The organism is Bacillus sp. B19-2 (assembly GCF_022832475.1).
Classification (GTDB): domain Bacteria; phylum Bacillota; class Bacilli; order Bacillales; family Bacillaceae; genus Bacillus; species Bacillus paralicheniformis.
The window spans coordinates 561,825-583,490 of the sequence record NZ_JALHKQ010000002.1 but is presented as its reverse complement, the minus strand read 5'-3'; the positions used below and the strand labels follow the sequence as shown (position 1 = coordinate 583,490).

Here is a 21,666-nt window from a genome sequence, read left to right as displayed (position 1 = left end):
CTTTTCTGTCAATGCCGTTATAATCTTTTCATGACTGCGTTCTTAGCGTAATGGAAAAAACACCATGTCGCTTTCATCAAGTGAAGATGTTCGATTTCCCTGTACACATACCAGGTTTTTCGCGCCGCCTTCCATTTGTTACTGGAGATCGATGTTTCAACGATGCGGTATTCGGCGAGGGGTTCGTTCAGACCGAATGCCTTGAACCCCCGCTTTAATACGGAAAGCCATGTCGCCAAATCCTGACGGGTTCTAATATTCGGCATCCGGATATCACCCGTTTGCTCTCTGTCAATCATCACCGTCAAACAGCCGATGATCGTATTTTTTAATACATCATCATATGTAAGGCTCACGGGTGCATGAATGGTTTTATGAAGCGGTTCGCCGTCTTGGCTGATCAGCTCGTATGCCGTAAATGAGAAAGCGTGCTGATGCTTCCTCATGAAGGCAAGCTGCTTATCCAGCTTTTCTGCTTTCCACACATCATCGCTGTCCAAAAAGGCGACATAACGCCCTTCGGCTTTGTTGAGCGCCGCATTTCGAGCCGCTGCAGCGCCTTGATTTTCTTTCAGAAAAATGGCATGGATCCGCTCATCATCTTCTTCATAGCGCTTCAAAATGTCTCTTGTCCCATCTGTTGAGCAATCATCGGCAATGATCATTTCCCAGTCGGAAAACGTCTGATTTAAGACGGACTGAATGGTTTTTTCGATAAATTCCTCCGCGTTATAGGAAGGCGTAATGACAGAGATTAAAGGTTTTTGCCTCGTCATGGTCCTGATCCACATCCCCAATTAAAAATTTAACGTTCTCTGAATACTTCCGGAACGACAATGATAAAAAATGACAGCGCCAAACCGATCAGTACGCCCAATACCGCTCTTTTTTTAGGCGACATGCCGGCAGCCTGGTTATCCAGCACGATCAAAGGCTCAATTTCTTCAGCAGCCTTCATATCAAGCTTGCTTGTTTCAAGCTCATACAAAAACCGCTGTTTATCAACTTTGGAATCAGCGCTGACTGTTTCGCCTTCAAGCGCCTTAATATTCTTTTCGATGACTTCTTCCCTTTTTGAAAACAGCGCCTTATCGCCTTTCATATAGGCATCTTTGATTTTACCCAAAGTGTCCAATGTTTCCTGTTTGTCAGGCCCTGTATAGCTTAAATTAAACAGTGAATCCGTTCTGATTTCAATTGCCAGATCGTCTTTCAACTGCGCCAGATCCTCTTCCGGCATATCCGGGAAAATGTCCTTTAAAAAAGCTTCGTTTTTCAACAGCAGCGGCACCTGCTTTGCATTGTTGTACTTCGCTTCTCCATAGTTCCCGGTTGATATCGTTACAGTAGCCGTGTAATCGGACGGAGCAACGCTCCCCTTCGGCATAAAATAGCCGACAAGACCAAGAATAAGAGGAAGCGCAATAATCGCCACAATAAACTTTTTCACTCTACCAGCAATACGTTTGATTAAATTCATCACATGAATTTCTCCCTGTTTTTAAATTCGATTTTCAAAAATCACCTATACTGTTCGGTTTCATCCGTTCCGCTGACTCTAAAGGTATTAACCGTCGCAATCACAAGGGCGAGAAACACCCAATGGAAATATAAATTCGAGACGGAACTCGGGCTGATGCTTGACACAAGGAAGGCGACGAGCGCGGCTGTCAAACCTTCAATGAGAAGCTTGTACCGCTTTCCAAGCGATCTTTTATAATATCGGTAAAGCACGGTTATTAAATAAATGTACATCGTTAAATAACCGAGCATCATCACAACGCCAAAATTCGTCATGATTTCAACAAGCCAGTTATGAACCTCAACGACCTGGTCTGTATCAAACAATGCGTGATGCTCCAAATAATAAGGCACATTGCCGGCGCCGACGCCAAATCCGTAAGTATCCAGCACATAATGCCCGGCGTTTTTCAACAAGTTCGCCCTGGCGACATTGGATGGCAGCGACTCGCTGAAATCGTGTGCGGTTTGCGGAGCCAAAAAGTATGTATAAAAAGCTCCGGTAATCTTTCCTGCAAACAGTGTGACAAAAGCGATACAACCTGCAGCTGCGGCGATGAGCGCCCATTTTTTAAGCACCTTCGGCAGCAAAATAAACGCATAAACGGCAAGTCCGGCTATAATTCCCAGGATGCTGGCTCTTGATCCAGTCAGGAAAATCAAGTAGGCCGAACAGAACGCAAGGAGCAGCCCCGCTATTTTTAAGTAGCTGTTTTTAATGTTTTTGAAAAAAGATAAATAAAAGAAAAAGCTGATGGACAGAAATGTCGCAAAGTCATTCTGATTGAAAAAGACGGATGTCGGATAGTGCTGTTTATAATGCGGCCCGTTATAAAGGGTCGAGCTCGGCAGGTGGTTTAACGTAAAGTGGTTGTAAAACCCGATGACCATTAAAAATACGGTCATGACCAGCCATATGTAATAAAACGCAAGAATACGATCCATTTTTTGAAAAAACAAGACAATCAGAAAAACAAAAAACATTCCCATTGCCAATAGGAACAGATATTTTATGCCATCAGTAGCAGACTTGACCCAAAGCAGCGAAATCATTCCGTAGCAGAACCAAAACGCGAAAAACATCAGAATGCCCTTAACATGCACCTGCTTCCACTTTTCAAGGTGCTGGCTGCCTTTCAACATTTCCGCTATGAATAAGAATCCTGCCAGAATCAGAAGAATTCGATATGGAAACAGGCTGAAAAAGCCCAATTTAATCGTAAAAAAAGCATTGTTGGCAAAAGTTGCAGCGATGAGCAGATATAATACGGGCATCAGCAATTGCTCGGACGACAAATACTTCCGGAGCACAATGATCAAAGTCAGCGCAATCAAAACTAGACATGCTAACAAGACTTTTTTTGCATTGGACTGGGCCAATACAACGAACGCTAACCCTGCGGTCAATGCGGCGAGCCAAACCAAAACATTGACCGCGGAACGTTTGAGACTCATTTTTCCCCCTCCTTCCGCTTCTTTCTGGAAAAGGGCTGCCGACATCAGCCAGCAGCCAGTGATTTACGTATTCATTTCTTTTTTATAATATGAAATGGTCTTTTCCAGTCCTTCAGCGAGCGGCATTTTTGGTTCCCAATTTAAAATTTTCTTTGTTTCTTCATTACTCAGTGTGCTGTGGCGGATATCCCCCGGCCTTTCATCTTGATAAATCGGAGACAGCGCCGAGTTCGTCGCTTTTTTCATCTCTGCAAACAGCTCATTGACCGTGATCGAAAAGCCGTTTGAAACATTTAAACAAACGTTTGATTGAGCTTTGAGCGCCTTGATGTTGGCGGAAGCCACATCACCGACATAAATAAAATCGCGCGATTGTTCTCCGTCTCCAAAAATCATCGGAGCCTTGCCGCTTGTCAGCAAATCGGAGAAAATCGATACGACGCCGCCCTCTCCTTTTGCGTCCTGGCGCGGTCCGTATACATTGCTGTAACGCAAAATGCAATACTCGGTTCCATACAGATCATAGGCCAATTTTAAATAGTTCTCCACCGTAAGCTTCGTCAGCCCGTAGGGTGAGCCTGGATTTGTTTTATGACGGGTGTCGACAGGCAGATATTCAGGATCTCCATAAACAGCTGCTGATGATGCAAAGACGATCTTTTTCACGCTGCATTCACCTGCTGCTTTAATGATATGGAGCGAACCCTTGATATTGATGTTTTCATCATTTAAAAAATCGCTGACAGACTCCGCCACGCTTACTTGTGCAGCTAAATGAATAATATAATCGGGATCAATGCTTTTGATGACATCGATGACTTCCGGCTTTGTTATATCCTGCTCATAAAAGTCAACCGGGAGACCGTCAATGTTTGAGCGGTGTCCCGTAGTTAAATTGTCAAGAATTGAAACCCGGTAATTTTCTTTCAGAAGCTGTTCAGCGATATGCGAGCCGATAAATCCGCATCCGCCTGTCACTAGTACTTTTTCCATTGTTATCCCCCCGTTGTTTATACGTTGGTCAGGATTCCTTCTCCCTGTACTTCCGGCCGTCCGATTGAATGATAGATCATACCTTCGTTTCTCATTTGTTCAATTTCAAATATATTACGTCCATCGATTAAGACGGGGTTTTTCAAAGCAGCTTTAAGTTTGGCAATATCCATGTTCTGTACTTCCGGCCACTCTGTCAATATGACGCAAGCCTCCGTATCTTGAATCGTCTCGTACAGATCTTCGCTGTAAACGGCTTGGTCGCCGAGAAGCTTTTCTGCTTCGGGTACAGCAATCGGATCAAACGCTTTGACTTTAGCACCGAGACTTCTCAGCATCGGAATGACATCCAGAGACGGCGCCGAGCGCATATCGTTTGTATTCGGCTTGAACGCCAGCCCAAGAACCGAAATGGTCATGCCGTTTAAATCGCCGAACACATCAAGGAGCTTTTGGACAATGTGGGCGCGCTGCTTTTGATTCGTCTCAATGACAGCTTCAATCATTTTAAAAGGATAGCCGACTGACTTCGCGATATGCAATAAAGCCATTGTGTCTTTAGGGAAGCAAGAGCCGCCAAAGCCGATTCCGGCTTTCAAAAATTTATTGCCGATTCTGCTGTCCAGTCCGACACCTTCAGACACCTTTGATACATCAGCTCCGACCCTTTCACAAATATTCGCGATATCATTAATAAACGAGATCTTTGTAGCCAAAAATGCATTTGCAGCGTATTTAATCATTTCTGCACTTTCAAGGTTAGACTTGACGATTTTCGTTTGAAAAGGTTTATGGAGCTCTTCAATAATCGCAGCAGCCTTTTCGCTTGTCGCACCGATGACGGCTCTTTCCATATTCATCGTATCGTAAATAGCTGTTCCTTCACGAAGGAACTCCGGATTCGAAACGACATCGAAAGGGAATTCCCCTTCTGAATTGCGTTCTATAATGGCTTGTACGAGCTTTCCTGTTCCAACAGGGACAGTGCTTTTGTTGACGACGACTTTATAGCCGTTCAGATGCTTACCGATCATTTCGGCAACAGATTTGACAAATGTCAGGTCTGCTTCCCCTGTTTCCGACATCGGTGTTCCGACTGCAATATAAATAATATCAGCTTCTTCAATCGCCTTGGGAATATCAGTAGAGAAAAATAAGCGATTTTCGTTTACGTTTTTATCCACAAGTTCTTTTAGGCCGTTTTCATAAATCGGCATCACTCCGGCTGAGAGTCCTCTTATTTTTTCTGCGTCAATATCGCAGCAGACAACCGAGTTTCCCACTTCGGCAAAACAAGTTCCAGACACCAGCCCAACATATCCCGTTCCAATGACAGCGATTCTTTTCAACATTATCATTCCCTTCTTTCAGCTGACCCTTCAAATCCAATAGCTTGATTTAGGTAATGATCTTTATCTCTTTCTATTGAAAAAATCTGGGTTTTCCGTTTTCCCAATTCTTATTTTTATTAGCTTAGACGCAAATAAATGGGTTTAAACAGTATTATATTCAACACTCATACTCATATTAACCGACAGATCCCAACTTAATTTTTGTTCTCGACAACATCCCCATACACATCCAGCAACTTGCCGGCATTTTCAAAGGCGTCATAATCATCGTGCACCGTTTGATACAGCTCTTCAGCGATGTCTTCTTGCCAATCCGCGCCTTCCAGATAACCTTTGACAGCTTCTGTTATGCTGGAAGCCGAGCGCGGCTTGATCAGCAGATGCTCGTGCTTTCCGAATAAAGACGGAACCCCTCCGACCGCCGTACAAAGCACCGGAACCTTGAGGGCGAGCGCTTCGATGACGACAGTCGGCATCCCCTCAGAATACGAAGGGAGCACAAACAGATCTGATGCAGCCAAATATTCTGATATCTCATGGTTTGCGACCTGCCCCGTCAATATCGCTTTTTCACCGGCGGTTTGACGAATGTGCTGCTTCTCCGGTCCGTCGCCGATGAACACAGCTCTGTAGCTGTCATCAAGCTGCCTGACCGCTTCCGCCAGCTCGGCTACTCCTTTTCCTTTCACCAAGCGGCCGACGAACGTCAGCAATTTTTTGTCTTTCGGCAGGCCGAATTTCTCCCTCAATTCAAATGTTGAAGCGGAGGGTGTTTGAAACCGGTCCAGGTTGACGCCGATAGGAAGGACCGAACATTCAGCACCGGTCATTTCTTTTGTTTTGGCTTTCAGCTCATCGCTGACAGCCAGAACTTTTGCCGCGGAATGCACAGCTGTTTCAAATGCTCGACATGCGCCTTTGCTGTAATGGGGATAAATATTGACATCGCTTCCGTGCAAAGTCAGAACATAAGGAATTTTCAGCCTCTGTGAAATAACGGCAGCGGCACCCCCGGATGGCATCGCGAAATGGGCATGGATAAGATCCGGCGCAAGCCCGTGCTTCTCGATCGTCCTCAAGACGGACTTTGCAATCCGGCGATGCGGCTGAGCCCATTTTAGCTGTCCAGGCAGAGCCGTATACGGCGGTCTGTAGACCGGGATGCCTTTTCTTTCTTCATATTCCGGGACTGTTCGGACTTGACGGTATTTTTTTTTCAGCAGCCTGAGGGGAGCAGGGTTCACAGGCGATGGACATATGACTGCCACATCAACGCCCTGCATCCGCAGCGCCTGAACCTGTGTTTCATGAAAAACGCCTTCTCCCGGTTTTTGACTGTTTGGATAAACACTGGTAATCCAAAGAACCTTCAATGATGAAACGCCCTTTCTGCTGTCATCTTCCTAATTGAGCCCTCATAGCCCGCCGATAAAATTTGCCGACCAGTAAACCGTAAAAAATTCCGCTGATTCCGACGGAAACTGCCAGCTGAAGCATGGCGCCGTGAAGCAGATGTCTGCTGCCGACGCTCAAGACAAGAGCCAGCAATGCCATGAGCAGTGTCAAGGCCAGCGGTTTTCCAACGGTTCTGAAATATTCGCCCATCTTCAGCTGGATGACATATTTGAGCAGCCATCTGCCGATAAAGAAATTGATCAGGCTGATCGCTGCATAGGTCCAGGCGGTAATCGTCAAATCATTCGTTAATACCGCCGCATAAAGAGACAGCCCGTAAAGGAGCATGATCCCGCTGTCCCAATAAAATGCCAGGTCTGCTCTCCCCTTCGCCAGCAAAACCGATCCGTTCGGATTCATCAGAACCCTGAGCAGCCCGACAATCGCGAGGATATTCAGAACCGGTACGGCCTGCAGCCATTTTTCTCCGAAGACGACTTCAATAAATAAATCGGAAACAGTCATCAATCCGATCAGAAGCGGGAATGAAATCAGCGAGAGAAGCTTTGTCATATTTAAAAAGCCTTCGCGCAGCGTTTGATTGTTCCCTTGATTCTTTGAGAAGACGGGAAATGCTACCCGTGTCACGATCGGATTGATTTTTAATACGGGAATCGTAATAATTTGATACGCTAGGTTATAGATTCCCAATGCTTCCGCACCGAGAAACCGTCCGATCAAAATCATATCGATATTGGCGCCAAGTCTGTTTACAAGCCTTGAAGCGAGCTGAAACGCGCCGAATGAGAAAAATTCTTTCACTTCCCCCAACGCAAAGACGAGAGAAGGACGCCATTTTTTTAAATATACAGCAAAAAACATGATGCCTTTAACCGAATTAAGAAAAACTTGTGACAATGCATAGGCCACAATCGGATCCATCAGAAAAACCAAAACGAGCAAGAGCACAAATGACAAAACGGTGACACCCGCTTCTATTTTGCTCAGCACATTAAACTTCAGATCTTTTTGCAGCATATATTGATACTGCTGGCCGACCGGGGCGATTAAAAACATGACGGCCAAAATCCGCACAAGAAAAACCAGTTCGTCCCGCTGATAAAAGTCTGCGATGAACGGACTCAGGAAAAAGAGGCCGATAAACAAAAGGATGCCCGTTAGGATATTCAGCCAATATAAGGTCGATAATTGGCGTTCACTGATGTTCTCCTTTTGAATTAAAGCGGCCCCGAATCCCATATCAAGTACAATTTGTGTAAAAATCGTTACGGTGGTCAGCATTCCGACCAAACCGAATTCGGCAATTGTCATGATATTGCCGAGCAGTGCAAACTGTATAATTTGAATGACCGTGACGATCAAAGTTGAAACACTTGTCCATTTTGCACCGCTTAATATTTGTTTCGTAATGGTAGACATAGCATATTCCTAACTTCCTCGTATTATCTGGCTCCTTCGCCGGTTAATACTACTTTAATCGTTTTCAGCATAACCTTCAAATCGAGAAGAAACGTTAAATTCCGAATGTAATACAGATCGTGCACCAATTTTTCTCTCGGACCGATATCATAGCCTCCGTTTACCTGCGCAAGTCCCGTTAACCCGGGCTTAACAATTAAGCGGTTTTTAAATCCCGGAATTTCATGGTGAAACTGAGCGGTAAACATCGGTCTTTCAGGCCTTGGCCCCACAATGCTCATGTCTCCGGCCAGCACATTGATCAACTGCGGAAGTTCATCGATTCTTGTTTTTCTTATAAAAGACCCGACTGCAGTGATGCGCGGATCATCCTTCTGCGCCCATTTCGCACCGGATTTTTCTGCGTCAATTCTCATAGAACGCAGTTTGATCACCTTAAAATGCTTCCCGTCTTTTCCGACGCGTTCCTGCCGGTATAACGGGGAACCCGGTGTTTCGATACAGATTAATATACAAAACAGCAGAATAAACGGCAGTGTAAGAGCGAGCCCAATCAAGGAAAGGACAATATCCATTATCCGCTTCATATATAAATAACGTACTGCTTTTTTTGATAGAGCACAGGAATAAGTTTGCTGGCTTGAATGTTCATTGTACATTCTTAAACTTTTGTCGATACTCACTAGCATACACCTCGATTAGTATGTTACTGTTTGATCTATTCGTCAGTGTAGCATACGAACGTAAACATAATGTAAAGGAGTTATTAAAATTAGTAAATTCGTTGATTTTTTGTTAAAAATGCACCGCCTCCGTTTTGTCTTTAAATTCACCAAAAATATCATACTATATTATAAAGACAAAACAAAGGCAGCATAGGCAATTTTTCCGAAAAACGAATTTCTTTATATTTTAATAGTAAGCAACAATTCCGTCGTAAATCGCTTTAGCGCCTTTTTCTTTGTAAGTCGAGCTTTTCAGTTTTGTCGCATCGCTTACATTGCTGATAAACGCAAGTTCAACAAGGCTGCTTGGCATTTTTGATTCCCTGATGACATGGAAGTTGCCGATTTTCACACCGCGGTTTTTCGTATTCAATGCAACATAGAGACGGTTTTGAATCTCGGTTGCCAGCCTTTTGCTGTTGGCCGATTCATACGTTGTATAATAGTAGGTTTCTGTTCCGGAAGCAGCAGGCGTTGCCGAGTTTGCATGGATGCTGACAAACAAATCCGCATGATTTGACTGCGCTTTTGACACGCGCTGTGCGAGCGTCAGGTAAGTGTCGTTCGTTCTCGCCATAATTGGCAGCGCCCCGCCGTTTGATAGTTTCGTATTAATTAATTTTGCAACATCAAGGTTCACTTTTTTCTCATATAAACCGTTGCCTACAGCACCGCTGTCTGTACCCCCATGCCCCGCGTCAATGAAGATTTTTTTGCCGACGATCGGATTTTTCAGCTGTGACACGACATTCGATTGAAGAGAAACCGTTCCGCCGAGCACGGTAAATGTCGTCATTTTTTTAGACCCGATTACTTCTCTTGTCGGTGTCGGCAAAGATGATGCATTCGTGAATATCATCGGACGGTTTTGCTTAGCCGCCAGAACAGATCCTGTTAATCCGTCGGCATATGCATAGCCATTGCTGATAATTGCACTCTTGGCAGAAGAATAGTATTTCTTGACGACATTGGCCGCGACTTCATAGCGGTTGCTGCCGCCGATCCGCGTCGGAGAAGCAAGCTGTTTGTATACGCTGCTGGAGATGCTGACTTCACCGCCTACGACAATGGTCGATGTTGTTCCTTTGCTCTTCATCGCATTTTTTGTCGCTGTCGGGATGGAATTGGACGATGTTAAAAGGATCGGGATCCCGTTTCTCGCGGCATATGCGCCGATCGCAAGACTGTCGGCATACGCCGTTCCGTTTGCGATGACAGCTTTTGAATTGCTCGGCAGCTTATTCGCAATATTTGCCGCAACCTCGTAGCGATTGGCCCCACCGATGCGTTCGACAGATGACACACCTAGCTTTTTAACCTCGCTTACGACGCCGTTTTGAACGCTGACGGTTCCGCCGATTACAATCACTTTGCTAGGTTTTAACTGACTGATTCGGTTTTTAGTGGCCGTTGGCAATTTGGACGCTTCCGTTAATAGGACAGGCGCGTTGTTTCGATAGGCAAATGGAGTCGCTGAAAGGACATCGGCATATGCCTTTCCATTTGCAACAATGACAGTGCTTGCACTTGTCCATCCCTGCTTGGACACATTCACCGCAACCTCATAACGGTTTGCACCGTCTAATCTTGTAACAGAGTTGGCTGCAAATACATTAGGTACAAACAAAAAGAACCCTAACAACAACATAGGTACAGCTTTAAGAAAAACCCTCAAAAAAATAACCTCCAAAAATGTAAATGTTATGTTTTCCCCTGAACATGAACAGAGGAGGCACTGCTGCCTCCTGTTCTAACTCTATTAATAGCTTGATAGAGTCGTATTTGGATAGTAGAAACTTAAGATTTTCTTGTAATCATGCCCAGCAGCAGCTCTGGCATTTGCTCCGTACTGACTCATGCCGATGCCGTGGCCGAATCCTTTACCGCTGAGAGTAAAAGCATTCGTATTGTTGGATACAGAAGCATATGTGCTCTTCATATTCATGCCGCCCAGCATCGATCTTAATTGAGTCGTCGTCACGGAAATCGTCGCTGTTTTTTCTGAGAGATTTCCGTTTGACAGAACATAGCCGTTTGATTTTTCTTTGACAAAGTAAGAAAACCTCACCTCTGCTGTTTTCGGCCGCTGACCGGCAGTTTTCGCGCTGCTCAGGGTCAGGCTTGAGATTTTCGTGATCTTAATGGATTCTGCAGTAGGATATTTATTGGTAATAAACCAGCTTTTCAGTCCAGACAAATAGGCGGAGTTCGTTTCATTTGTCGTATTCCACCATGTGCTAGGACTGCTCAGGTTTAAGCCGCTGGTATTGATCTGCGTTTTATTCAAGGATATCGACCAGCTGTTTTGCGGGTCATATGTATCCGCTTTGGCGATTAAATATGGAACATTGCCGCCCCATACCTCTGCGCTTGCTTCCGTATATCCCCCGTTGCTTGATGAGTAAACGGCCGAAATTAAATTGCCGTTATGTTTTAAAACTTGTCCTTTTGTGGTATTTACAACGCTGGATGTCTTCGAATTCCAGTCGTATCCGCCGTAAACTTGAAACGCTTGTGTATCGGCCACTACTTTTCCTGCGGAACCGACCGAATATGTTCTCGCTGCCACCGCTTGGGCTTTTAACGCTTCCGTCTGCCAGCTTGCCGGCATTTCGTGCGGCACAACACCTTTTAAATAATCTTCGAACGGAATGTTTTCGTTTATCGGCCGAACATATTTGCTTGATTCAATCGTAAACTTCATATTGCCCAAATAAGGCCTTCCGTTGATGCTGATGGAATTTGACGTCGAATATTTTTTAGGTGATGCCGTAAATGACGTTCCAAGCGTTTTGACAGCTCTATTATTTTTGTAGAGCACAAGCTTTCCGCTTGATAGATTAACAGAGTATCCGTCTCCGGTAAGCATGTCTGCCAGACTATTTTTCAATGAATCCGTGATTGAGGTGGTCCCCCCAAGCAAAGCAAAAGACTGGGTTCCTTTTTTCGCGACTACATCTGCAACAGGAGTCGGCAGGCTGCCCGATTGGACAAGCAGCAAAGGATGCTTTTGTTTGGCTGCAAGGACAGAGCCGGCCAGCGCATCCGCAAAAGTCGTTCCGTTAGACATGAAAACCTTTGATGCGTTCATGTTAAGCGTGTTGACAATATTCGCCGATACTTCGTATCTGTTCGCTCCGCCGATGCGTGTAACAGTCGCTTTTTTCTTTAATGTGTTTTCAACACCTGTGCTGACACTCAACGGACCGCCGACGATCGTAACCTTGCTCGGAATATTGTAATCGCTTCGGATCGTATTATTCCCTGAGAGCAGTATCGGGTAACCGTTCATTGCCGCATAAGGCGCGATCGACAAAGCGTCGGAGAAGACTAGACCTGTGGCAACAATCGCCTGGCTGTAGGATCCCATCCGGCTCGCGATGTTTTTGGACACATCATAGCGGTTGGCGCCGCCGATGCGGTCAATGGCTCCATACTTTTTCAGCGTGTTTTCAACATTTTTGGAAACGCTCGCCGTTCCCCCGATAATTAAGATGTTATCAGGCTTCATCTTGGCAATTTGAGTTTCGGTTTTCGCAGTCAGCGTGCCCGCATCCGTTAATAGAATCGGCGCATCGTACTTCTTTGCAAGCGGAGATGCAGAAAGCGCATCCGCAAAAGCGTCCCGATTGACAATCACGACAGTGCTCGGGTTTGTCCATCCGGCAGATGCAACATTGTTTGCCACATCGAAGCGGGTCGCCCCGCCGTACCGCTCTGTCGAGGAGATCCCTGAGCCCGGAATTTCGTATGCGCCGGTAATGCCGACATCAACGCTTGATTTATTGCCCAAATAATTGCTTAATTTTACCGAGATTGTTTTGTCGGCAGCCTGGGCAGATTGTGTAAACATCAGAGCTGCAGCAGTTACTGACGACAGAAGCAGAAGCTTCATCTTTTTCAAAACGTTATGAACCCCCTTGATTCAGCTCTTTATTTTGTTTCGATGCTTTTCAGCTCCAAAACGCCATTTTCGCCTTTTGTATATTGGACTTCGACTTTTTTGCCTTCTTCAATGGAATTGACTTTATCCTGAAGATCTTCATCGACTTGAAGCGTTGTTTCTTTGCCATCGATGTTCACCGCAATTGTGTGGCTGTCAGCCAACCCAACGAATGAGCCTTCTTTAGTGACGGTTTCTTCAGATGCCGCATTTTTATTGTTTGTGCTTGACTTGTCCTCCGATTGGCCCGAAGTGCCGCAGGCTGACAACAAAAGCAGCATTGATAATGTTAGAACTATGAGTTTTTTCATCTTCTTCACCTCTCCCTTTTTATCGACAAATTCCAACAGATTCTTTAATTATAGCGAAAAATTTTGCAGATTGATTGGTTTTTTTGAAACATTTTTCTAAGGATTTCGTCTATCCAAAAGGACACATATAACTTTTTGTTGTTTTTGAATTTTAAGAAACTTATAATCAAAGTAGAATATTAAAAGGTGAGGGCTATATGAGAGCTGAAAAGAGGAAGAAAAAGAAAAAAATTCTTTATACAATTATCGCTTTGATCGGTATTTTTGTTCTCAGCACAGGCAGTTACGCCTATTACTTATGGCATAAAGCGGCATCTACTGTAGCGAACATTCATGAAAATATTAACAAATCGAAAAAACGCGATTCAGCTGTTGACATTGATAATCATGACCCGTTTTCCGTGCTTCTCATGGGTGTCGATGAACGGGACGGTGATAAGGGGCGCGCAGACTCCCTCATCTATATGACGGTAAACCCGAAAACGAAAACGACTGAAATGGTCAGCATCCCGCGGGATACGTATACTGAAATTATCGGCAAAGGCAAGTTGGATAAAATCAACCATTCATACGCATTCGGCGGTGTTCAGATGACGGTAGACACGGTTGAGAACTTCCTCGATGTTCCTGTCGACTACTTTATCAAAGTCAATATGGAAAGCTTCAGGGATGTCGTAGATACGCTCGGCGGCATTACCGTGAACAGTACGTTCGCTTTCAACTATGACGGATATTCATTCGGCAAAGGCGAGATTACGCTGAGCGGAAAAGAAGCGCTCGCTTATACGAGAATGAGAAAAGAGGACCCGAACGGTGACTTCGGACGCCAGAACAGGCAGCGTCAAGTCATTGAAGGAATCATTAATAAAGGCGCCAATATATCGTCCATCACGAAATTCGGTGATATGTTCAAAGTGATCGAAAACAACGTTAAAACGAATCTCACGTTTGACGATATGTGGGATATCCAATCCGGCTATAAAGAAGCCCGCTCAAAAGTCATCCAGCATGAGCTGAAAGGCGACGGCACAAAAATCAACGGCATCTATTATTACAAAGCCGACGAAAGTTCCCTGGCCGACATTACAGCTGAATTGAAAGAAAGCCTTAATAAAAAAGCTTCCTGAAAAGGAAGCTTTTAGATTGTTGACAAAATCTCAAAACGATTTTTAGTTTTGGGATTTTGTCATCCCTTCAGCGTGACCCGCAACCCTCGCAGTCTAGGAAGGCCGAGCATCGGAAGCTGACTTTCACAAGAGGTGATGTCGGCGACGTTCAGGCAGGACGCCTGAGCGGTTAGCCGCCGATCCTCCTCCTATTCGTGAGCACCGACTTAGCAGGCCTGACAACGAATGCGAGGGTTTGTCGACACGCTGAAAGCTTCCTGAAAGGGAAGCTTTTTTATTTATCTTTAAACACGTCAGGCCGAGCGCTTCGGTATCCGTACCGATAAAGCAGCGCATCTGCAATTCGCCGCGAAGCCTGTCCGTCCCCGTACGGGTTTGAAGCCCGGGACATTTTGCGATATTCATCTTGATCGGTCAACAGCTGTTTAGTCAGCTGATAGATCTTATCTTCATCCGTGCCTGCCAGCTTAAGCGTCCCGGCCTGAACGCCTTCGGGCCGTTCCGTCGTATCTCGAAGCACGAGGACCGGCTTTCCGAGCGACGGCGCTTCTTCCTGCACCCCGCCCGAGTCGGTGAGGATGAAATGAGCTTCAGCCGCAAAGTTGTGAAAATCAATGACTTCGAGCGGCTCTATCAGATGGACCTTCTCCAAATCGCCGAAATGCTTTGCAGCCGCTTCACGAACAGCGGGATTGAGATGAACGGGATAAACAACCTGTACGTCGTCAAATTCTTCGACGATCCGCCTGATCGCTTTAAACATGTTTTCCATTGGCTTACCTAAATTTTCACGGCGGTGGGCGGTAAGCAAAATCATCTTGTCATTTCCTATTTTTTCAAGAACGGGATGTGAATAGCCGTCCCTCACTGTTGTGTGAAGCGCATCGATTGCCGTATTTCCAGTGACGAAAATCGTCTCCGGGTCTTTATTTTCACGGAGCAAATTCTTTTCGGCCTGCTCTGTCGGCGCAAAATGAAGATCGGCAATCGATCCCGTCAGCTGCCTGTTCAGCTCCTCGGGAAACGGCGAGTATTTGTTTCCGGTCCTGAGCCCCGCCTCTACATGGCCGACGGAGATCTGGTGATAATAAGCGGCAAGACTTCCCGCAAATGTCGTTGTCGTATCACCGTGAACAAGGACAATGTCCGGTTTGATCGACTGAAACAGCTTGTCCAGCTTCACAAGCGCATTAGACGTAATTTCAGCCAGTGTTTGCCTTTCTTTCATGATATTCAAATCAAAGTCAGGCTTTATGTTAAAAGCTTCAAGCACCTGGTCAAGCATTTGCCTGTGCTGCGCTGTAACCGTCACATAAGACTCAATTTCGGGATATTTCCTTAATTCAAGGACGAGCGGCGCCATCTTAATGGCTTCAGGGCGCGTGCCGAATACTGTCATGACTTTTAGTTTCTTCATTTTTCTATCACCTGTTTTCTGTATGAACAGCTTTTTTTAAAAAAATCGTCTATTATTATAACTTTGCCCATGTTCCTCGTTGGAATAAATCGCCCCATCGAGATTGCTTACGGACGATATTCTCATCATAAAACATCCGTTGATCAAACTCAAACCATCCTTGTTGAAGAATGAGATTTCCCTTCATTATATAACATCTTTACGCTTTATACCTGTTTACACTTGTTTAAGAATTGTTTTTCTTATATGATGAGTTTGTAATTGTAATTTTTCGGGGTATACCATACATATATTCAGCATACTCTCCGCTTGCTAAAGCGTATTTTTTCTCGCTGAGTAGAAAACATAGTTTAAGGAAGGTGTATTGAGTTGAAGAAAGTTCGTAAAGCGATTATTCCCGCAGCAGGCCTTGGAACACGTTTCCTCCCTGCAACGAAAGCGATGCCTAAAGAAATGCTTCCAATCGTAGATAAACCAACCATTCAATATATTATTGAAGAAGCCGTTGAAGCCGGCATTGAAGACATTATCATCGTTACCGGTAAAAGCAAACGAGCGATAGAAGATCATTTCGATTTCTCGCCGGAGCTCGAACGAAACCTGGAGGAAAAAGGCAAAACTGAACTGCTTGAAAAAGTAAAGAAAGCGTCAAATCTCGCTGACATCCACTATATTCGCCAAAAAGAACCGAAAGGACTCGGACATGCCGTTTGGTGCGCCCGCAACTTTATTGGGGACGAGCCGTTCGCAGTGCTCCTTGGAGACGATATTGTCCAAGCGGAAAAACCAGGCCTTCGCCAGCTGATGGACGAGTACGAAAAAACTCTCTCATCCGTTATCGGCGTTCAGCAAGTGCCTGAAGACCAAACACACCGCTACGGGATTATTGATCCTTTGACAAACGAAGGACGCCTATACCAGGTCAAAAACTTCGTTGAAAAACCAAAACCGGGCACGGCACCGTCTAACCTTGCGATTTTGGGACGGTATGTCTTTACTCCTGAAATTTTCATGTACTTAGATAAACAGCAAATCGGCGCGGGCGGAGAGATCCAGCTGACAGATGCGATTCAGAAGTTAAACGAAATCCAGCGCGTATTCGCTTATGACTTTGAAGGCAAACGCTATGACGTCGGAGAAAAACTCGGTTTTATCCAGACAACTCTCGAATTTGCCATGCAGGACAGCGAACTGAAGGATTCACTGATTCCATTTATGCAGGACCTTCTGGCAAAAGAAGAAGTTTAATAAAAAAGCTATTGGATATCACTCCAATAGCTTTTTATAATGTCATCTGCCTTTTCTTTTAAACAAACATCGCTCCGGCGGCCAATACAGCCAGGATGGACAAACCCGCAATCGGAATGATATTTGCCAAAGATTTTTGTTTTTTCTTGTCTTTTTCACGATGAGCAAGATCTTCTTCAGACAAGACCTGTTTGCGGCTGGCTAATTGTTCTTTTTTATATTTGTCTTTCTCTTTTTTGGAAAGCTTTTTAAACCAGCTTATAAATTCTTTATATTCCTTTACGACCGTCTTTGTGTCGTCAAACATGCGCAGCTCGCCATTATCGATCCAGGCGACTCGATCGCAAATTTTCTCAATTTGACCGATTGAATGGCTGACGAAGAAAATGGTCTTTCCTTGATTTTTAAACTCGGTAATTCTGTCAACACATTTATCATAGAAGGTTTGGTCGCCCACTGACAATGCTTCGTCAATAATTAAAATATCAGGATCGATATGCACTGAGATCGCAAAGCCGAGCCGGGATTTCATCCCGCTGGAGTAACTTTTGACCGGCTGATTGATAAACTCGCCGATTTCTGCGAATTCAACGATGCTGTCATACATCTCATCAATTTCTTTATTTGTGAGACCCATCATTAAGCACTTGAGACGAATGTTGTCTCTGCCCGTCAGCGCGTTGTTTAATCCTGCGGAAATCGCAATCAGGGACGGCTGCCCGTTCATTTCGATTTCACCGCTTGTCGGCGGAATGATTTTTGCAAGCAGGTTGGACATCGTCGATTTTCCCGATCCGTTAATCCCTACAAATCCGATCGTCTCCCCTTCATACACGTCAAAGGAGACATTCCGCACAGCAAAAAAACCTTTATCCTTAATCGGAAAAAACAGCCCTTTAATTTTATCCGATTGTTTTTCATAGAGCTGATACTGTTTTGAAACATTTCGAAACGAAACTTTTAGTTTCATCATTAAAATCTCCTTACGTATTAAAGAAAGTCAACAAACCTGTCCCTGAATTTCATATGGAGGACAGCTCCTACAGTCAAGAGCAATAATGTGAAAGCCCAGAAATACAGCATGTAAGTTGCATCTTCGAAAAACCAGCTCCCTCCGAGAAAGCTGTTTCTGAATCCGTCGATAATATAAAAAAGCGGATTCAGCTTAATCACGTTCAACAATGCCGGGTGCTTGTCCCCCAGCTGCGTGGAAATATCCCAAAAGATCGGCAGCAGGAAAAACAGCAGCCTTGTCACAGATTGCAGCAGGAACTGATAATCCCTGACCAGCACACTGATCGTTGAATTAAACAAACTGAATGCGAACATAAAAACAATCATGCAAAACAAATAGTAAATATATTCAAGCCAATGAAGATTTGGATATATGCCAAACGCAAGCAGCGCTATGACATAAATTGCCATCATCACAAAATAGCTGAACAGGTTAGCCGCAATCGCCACTGAAGGAAGAGAGCTGACTGGAAAATTCATTTTGGCCACCATGTTGATTCGTTTATATACACTGTTTGAACCATCAAGGATTGTCGGACTGATAAAAAACCAAGGAATCAAGCCGGCAAGCATCCAGATGACGAAAGGCACTTCTCCGACGCCCGTAACCATCTCACTGCTCTTTCTGATTCCGATCCCAAATACAAACCAATAAGCCAGCATCTGAATGAGCGGATTCAAAAACTGCCATAACACGCCCAAGTAATTCATTTGATATTTTGATTTTGTTTCGTAAGCCGCCAACCTGATGATTAAAGGCAACGATAAAAACTGTTCTTTTAACACTCTTATTAATGCTTTCATGATTTATCTTCCTTAGCATAATATAATAGCCGTTACATCGTGCACCGAATAATTGTAACAAATTTTATCCGTTATTGCTATTACAAACAAATATCTAACAGAACGCATGCCTGTTATAATAGGAAAAATACCGACACAAATATTTACTCCCTCAAGAGGCAATGCGAGGATATCGCTCCAATATTATCATTCATTTTATTAAATAAGGCAATATTGCTTTATGTGTTTTGTTAGCATATACTTATTAGCGTGTCAAACCTTACGTAAATTTTCATTTATTTAAGATACTCCAAATAATTAGGAATCAAGTAACAGTCAACATTAATTTCTTGGATAGGATTAGGGGAGGAACAGTATTTTTATGAATTTTAAAAGAATCAAAAAGATAGCGAAGAGAAAAGTCCGCTTTATAATAGATCCTTTAAAGGAGTACCTTAGCAACAGAAGAGTCCGTATTCGAGCGAAATACAGTCAATATGTTTCCCTTCCGATAAAGGAAAAAACAGTTCTTTACGAAGCTTACCATGGACGCAGCATAAGCGGAAACTGTTATGCAATCTTTTTAAAATTAGTTCAAGATAATGACTTTAAAGATTATCATCATGTTTGGGTTATTAATGATATCAGCGACCCAATGGTCGAAGAACTTAAAAGGAATTATCAAAATGTCTCATTTACATCTGTTGACAGCAATCATTATTTAAAATACCTGGCTACGTCAAAATATTTAATTAACGATACTTCCTTTCCATTTTACTTCGTTAAAAGGGATGAGCAAATATACATTAATACCTGGCATGGAACACCGTTAAAAACGCTTGGTTTGGATATTAAGAATCGCGGAATGTCAACCCACAAGAACATTCAGCGAAACTTGCTTCACAGTGATTATCTTATTAGTCCTAATCAATTCACTTACGAAAAGCTGCTTAAATCACATGACATCTATGAAATTTATGCCGGAAAAGTCGCAGATATCGGATATCCGCGAACCGATCTTACATTGGAAACAAGTGGTGAAGAAGTAAGAAAAACGCTTAATATTCCTTTAGATAAGAAAGTCATTCTTTATGCTCCTACATGGAGAGGGACAGTCGGAAAGGAAAACGACACCAGCCAGGTACTTCTTGATGAGGTAATGGATATTCAAAAATCTATGGGCGATGATTATATCGTCTTATTAAAATCTCATTACTTCACATTTGAATATTTCAAAAAAAATAAATTGGATCATTTATGTGTGCCAAATTGGTATGACACGAACAAATTGCTTGCGGCTGTCGATATTCTTATAACAGACTATTCAAGTATTTTCTTTGACTTCCTGCCATTAAAGAAACCGGTGCTGTTTTATATGATTGATCATCAAGAATATGAAGCTGAAAGAGGCTTCTACTTAGATATTAATAATCTGCCGGGACCGGTATGTGAAAACCTAAACGAATTAATTGATAAACTCCAAAATGTTCACGTACTAAAAAAAGAATTTAGTGAACAATATGACAAGTATCTCGAAGAATTCTGCTACAATGATGACGGTCAAGCATCAAAGCGGCTCGTCGAGATGATTTTCAAAAAACAAAACCAAGAGCAGCTCATAAGCACAGAAACAGATAAACAAAAACTCCTCTTCTATTGCGGAGGATTTTATAACAACGGAATTACGATGTCAGCAATCAACCTTTTTGATCATATTGATTATTCAAAATATGAAGTGACTGTTATTGATAATGCAAATGAACATAAAGACAAATGGAAAAACATTCGAAAACTCAACCCGAAAGTCCATGTACTATATCGTCCGGGTGTTTTTAACAAGACGCTCAAGGAGACCTATGAGCATCAATTGGTTTTACGGAGAGGCATTTATACTGACTCTATGTCTAAAACCGCTCCGGTCAAAGCTTACCAAAGAGAATTAAAACGAATTATTGGAAATGCAAAGTTTGATATAGGGATTGATTTTGGAGGCTATAATAAATTTTGGTCCATGTTATTTGCATTTGGACAATTCAAGACAAGAAGTATTTACCTGCACAATGATATGATGGAAGAGTACAACAAGAAAATTAATGGTAAATACAAACACAGAAAGAACTTAAAAGTTATATTCTCTTTATATAAATACTACGATAAAGTGGTATCTGTGGCGAAATCAGCTAATGAAGAAAATTACAAGAATTTACGCCAATTCATTCCCGATGCCGATAGAAAAATGGTATATGTCGACAATGTTATTGGTTCAAAACAGATTTTGAAAAATAAAGATGTAAAGAACACAGTCCAGACGAACGGTAAGGAATATTTAATCCTTCGTGAACAGAACGAAGAAAATCCTAATATACTTAATATTTTTGGGCTGACGGTTCCGAAAAAAGAGAATTATAATTTTATCAACGTCGGCCGTCTATCACCTGAAAAAGGGCAAGAAAAATTAATCAATTCTTTTGCCCAGCTGCATAAGGAATTTCCAAATTCTAAATTGTATATTGTAGGAGATGGACCGCTGAAAAAACAGCTGACATTGCAAGCTGAAACGTTAGGCTTGGAAAACGATATTATTTTTGCAGGTCAACTCGAAAATCCTTTTGCTTTACTAGATGAATGTGACTGTTTTGTCCTATCTTCTGATTATGAGGGACAGGGCCTGGTCCTAATGGAAGCCATGATAGTCGGCAAACCTATTATTGCTACTGATGTTACCGGTGTACGTTCGGTTCTTGAGGGAGGCCTCGGATTGCTTGTTGAAAATACCGAAGAAGCACTTACAGAAGCTATGAAGAAATATATCACCGAAGGTATTGAATATCGCACCTTTGATTATGAATCATATAACAATCATGCACTGCAGCTCTTTTATAAAAATGTATGTCAGTCATAGCTCCAAACAAAAAACAGCTTGAGTATAAACTCAAGCTGTT

Annotated in this window: 16 protein-coding genes and 1 pseudogene; 3 read left to right on the top strand and 14 right to left on the bottom strand. The window is 43.3% G+C overall.

The annotated features are described in order from the left end of the window. Positions 1 to 17 precede the first annotated feature (17 nt). From tuaG to MST20_RS10000, 11 genes are all read right to left on the bottom strand, one after another. Entirely contained in the window at positions 18 to 776 is a 759-nt protein-coding gene (gene tuaG / locus MST20_RS10050; protein WP_243941921.1) for a teichuronic acid biosynthesis protein TuaG, read from the bottom strand. Positions 777 to 805: 29 nt separating this feature from the next. Further along, the gene (gene tuaF / locus MST20_RS10045; RefSeq protein ID WP_243941920.1) at positions 806 to 1,480 is read right to left on the bottom strand and encodes a teichuronic acid biosynthesis protein TuaF; all 675 of its coding nucleotides are present in this window, start codon (positions 1,478 to 1,480) and stop codon (positions 806 to 808) included. A gap of 41 nt (positions 1,481 to 1,521) precedes the next feature. Then, positions 1,522 to 2,976: a teichuronic acid biosynthesis protein TuaE gene (tuaE, locus tag MST20_RS10040; RefSeq protein WP_243941916.1), complete on the bottom strand. Its 1,455-nt coding sequence runs from the start codon at positions 2,974 to 2,976 to the stop codon at positions 1,522 to 1,524. A gap of 63 nt (positions 2,977 to 3,039) precedes the next feature. Then, on the bottom strand, positions 3,040 to 3,969 hold the full coding sequence (locus MST20_RS10035) for an NAD-dependent epimerase/dehydratase family protein (RefSeq protein ID WP_243941914.1): 930 nt from the start codon (positions 3,967 to 3,969) through the stop codon (positions 3,040 to 3,042). A 17-nt stretch (positions 3,970 to 3,986) separates the two neighbouring features. Continuing rightward, positions 3,987 to 5,327: a UDP-glucose 6-dehydrogenase TuaD gene (tuaD, locus tag MST20_RS10030; protein ID WP_279599996.1), complete on the bottom strand. Its 1,341-nt coding sequence runs from the start codon at positions 5,325 to 5,327 to the stop codon at positions 3,987 to 3,989. Between the two features lie 188 nt (positions 5,328 to 5,515). After that, positions 5,516 to 6,694: a teichuronic acid biosynthesis protein TuaC gene (gene tuaC, locus MST20_RS10025; RefSeq protein ID WP_243941912.1), complete on the bottom strand. Its 1,179-nt coding sequence runs from the start codon at positions 6,692 to 6,694 to the stop codon at positions 5,516 to 5,518. Between the two features lie 22 nt (positions 6,695 to 6,716). Beyond that, the gene (gene tuaB, locus MST20_RS10020) at positions 6,717 to 8,156 is read right to left on the bottom strand and encodes a teichuronic acid biosynthesis protein TuaB (RefSeq protein WP_165428232.1); all 1,440 of its coding nucleotides are present in this window, start codon (positions 8,154 to 8,156) and stop codon (positions 6,717 to 6,719) included. Between the two features lie 23 nt (positions 8,157 to 8,179). Further along, positions 8,180 to 8,815 carry a sugar transferase gene (locus tag MST20_RS10015; protein ID WP_481747912.1) on the bottom strand — a complete coding sequence of 212 codons (636 nt, stop codon included), beginning with the start codon at positions 8,813 to 8,815 and terminating at the stop codon, positions 8,180 to 8,182. 253 nt (positions 8,816 to 9,068) lie between these two features. Then, a complete protein-coding gene (locus tag MST20_RS10010; RefSeq protein ID WP_243941908.1) occupies positions 9,069 to 10,556 on the bottom strand; it encodes an N-acetylmuramoyl-L-alanine amidase in 1,488 nt (495 codons plus the stop codon). 84 nt (positions 10,557 to 10,640) lie between these two features. Further along, positions 10,641 to 12,785, bottom strand: a complete 2,145-nt coding sequence (locus tag MST20_RS10005; protein ID WP_243941906.1) for a SpoIID/LytB domain-containing protein — start codon at positions 12,783 to 12,785, stop codon at positions 10,641 to 10,643. A gap of 29 nt (positions 12,786 to 12,814) precedes the next feature. After that, positions 12,815 to 13,135, bottom strand: a complete 321-nt coding sequence (locus MST20_RS10000) for a hypothetical protein (protein WP_243941904.1) — start codon at positions 13,133 to 13,135, stop codon at positions 12,815 to 12,817. A gap of 197 nt (positions 13,136 to 13,332) precedes the next feature. Between MST20_RS10000 and tagU the strand changes: the two genes are divergently transcribed. Next, a complete protein-coding gene (gene tagU / locus MST20_RS09995; RefSeq protein ID WP_243941902.1) occupies positions 13,333 to 14,262 on the top strand; it encodes a polyisoprenyl-teichoic acid--peptidoglycan teichoic acid transferase TagU in 930 nt (309 codons plus the stop codon). A gap of 274 nt (positions 14,263 to 14,536) precedes the next feature. On the opposite strand, the gene wecB is transcribed toward tagU, so the two are convergent. Next, complete coding sequence (wecB, locus tag MST20_RS09990) at positions 14,537 to 15,679, bottom strand: non-hydrolyzing UDP-N-acetylglucosamine 2-epimerase (protein ID WP_243941900.1); 1,143 nt, start codon at positions 15,677 to 15,679, stop codon at positions 14,537 to 14,539. Between the two features lie 369 nt (positions 15,680 to 16,048). Between wecB and galU the strand changes: the two genes are divergently transcribed. Next, positions 16,049 to 16,927 carry a UTP--glucose-1-phosphate uridylyltransferase GalU gene (gene galU, locus MST20_RS09985; RefSeq protein ID WP_075751504.1) on the top strand — a complete coding sequence of 293 codons (879 nt, stop codon included), beginning with the start codon at positions 16,049 to 16,051 and terminating at the stop codon, positions 16,925 to 16,927. A 64-nt stretch (positions 16,928 to 16,991) separates the two neighbouring features. Here the strand turns inward: galU and tagH are convergent. Together tagH and MST20_RS09975 are read right to left on the bottom strand one after the other, a co-directional pair. After that, positions 16,992 to 17,897: pseudogene (gene tagH / locus MST20_RS09980) on the bottom strand (teichoic acids export ABC transporter ATP-binding subunit TagH); the annotation flags it as partial. Between the two features lie 20 nt (positions 17,898 to 17,917). Beyond that, the gene (locus MST20_RS09975; RefSeq protein WP_165428239.1) at positions 17,918 to 18,745 is read right to left on the bottom strand and encodes an ABC transporter permease; all 828 of its coding nucleotides are present in this window, start codon (positions 18,743 to 18,745) and stop codon (positions 17,918 to 17,920) included. 361 nt (positions 18,746 to 19,106) lie between these two features. On the opposite strand from MST20_RS09975, the gene MST20_RS09970 reads away from it, so the two are divergent. Beyond that, positions 19,107 to 21,626, top strand: coding sequence for a glycosyltransferase (locus MST20_RS09970; protein WP_243941898.1), 2,520 nt, complete (start codon positions 19,107 to 19,109; stop codon positions 21,624 to 21,626). Positions 21,627 to 21,666 lie beyond the last annotated feature (40 nt).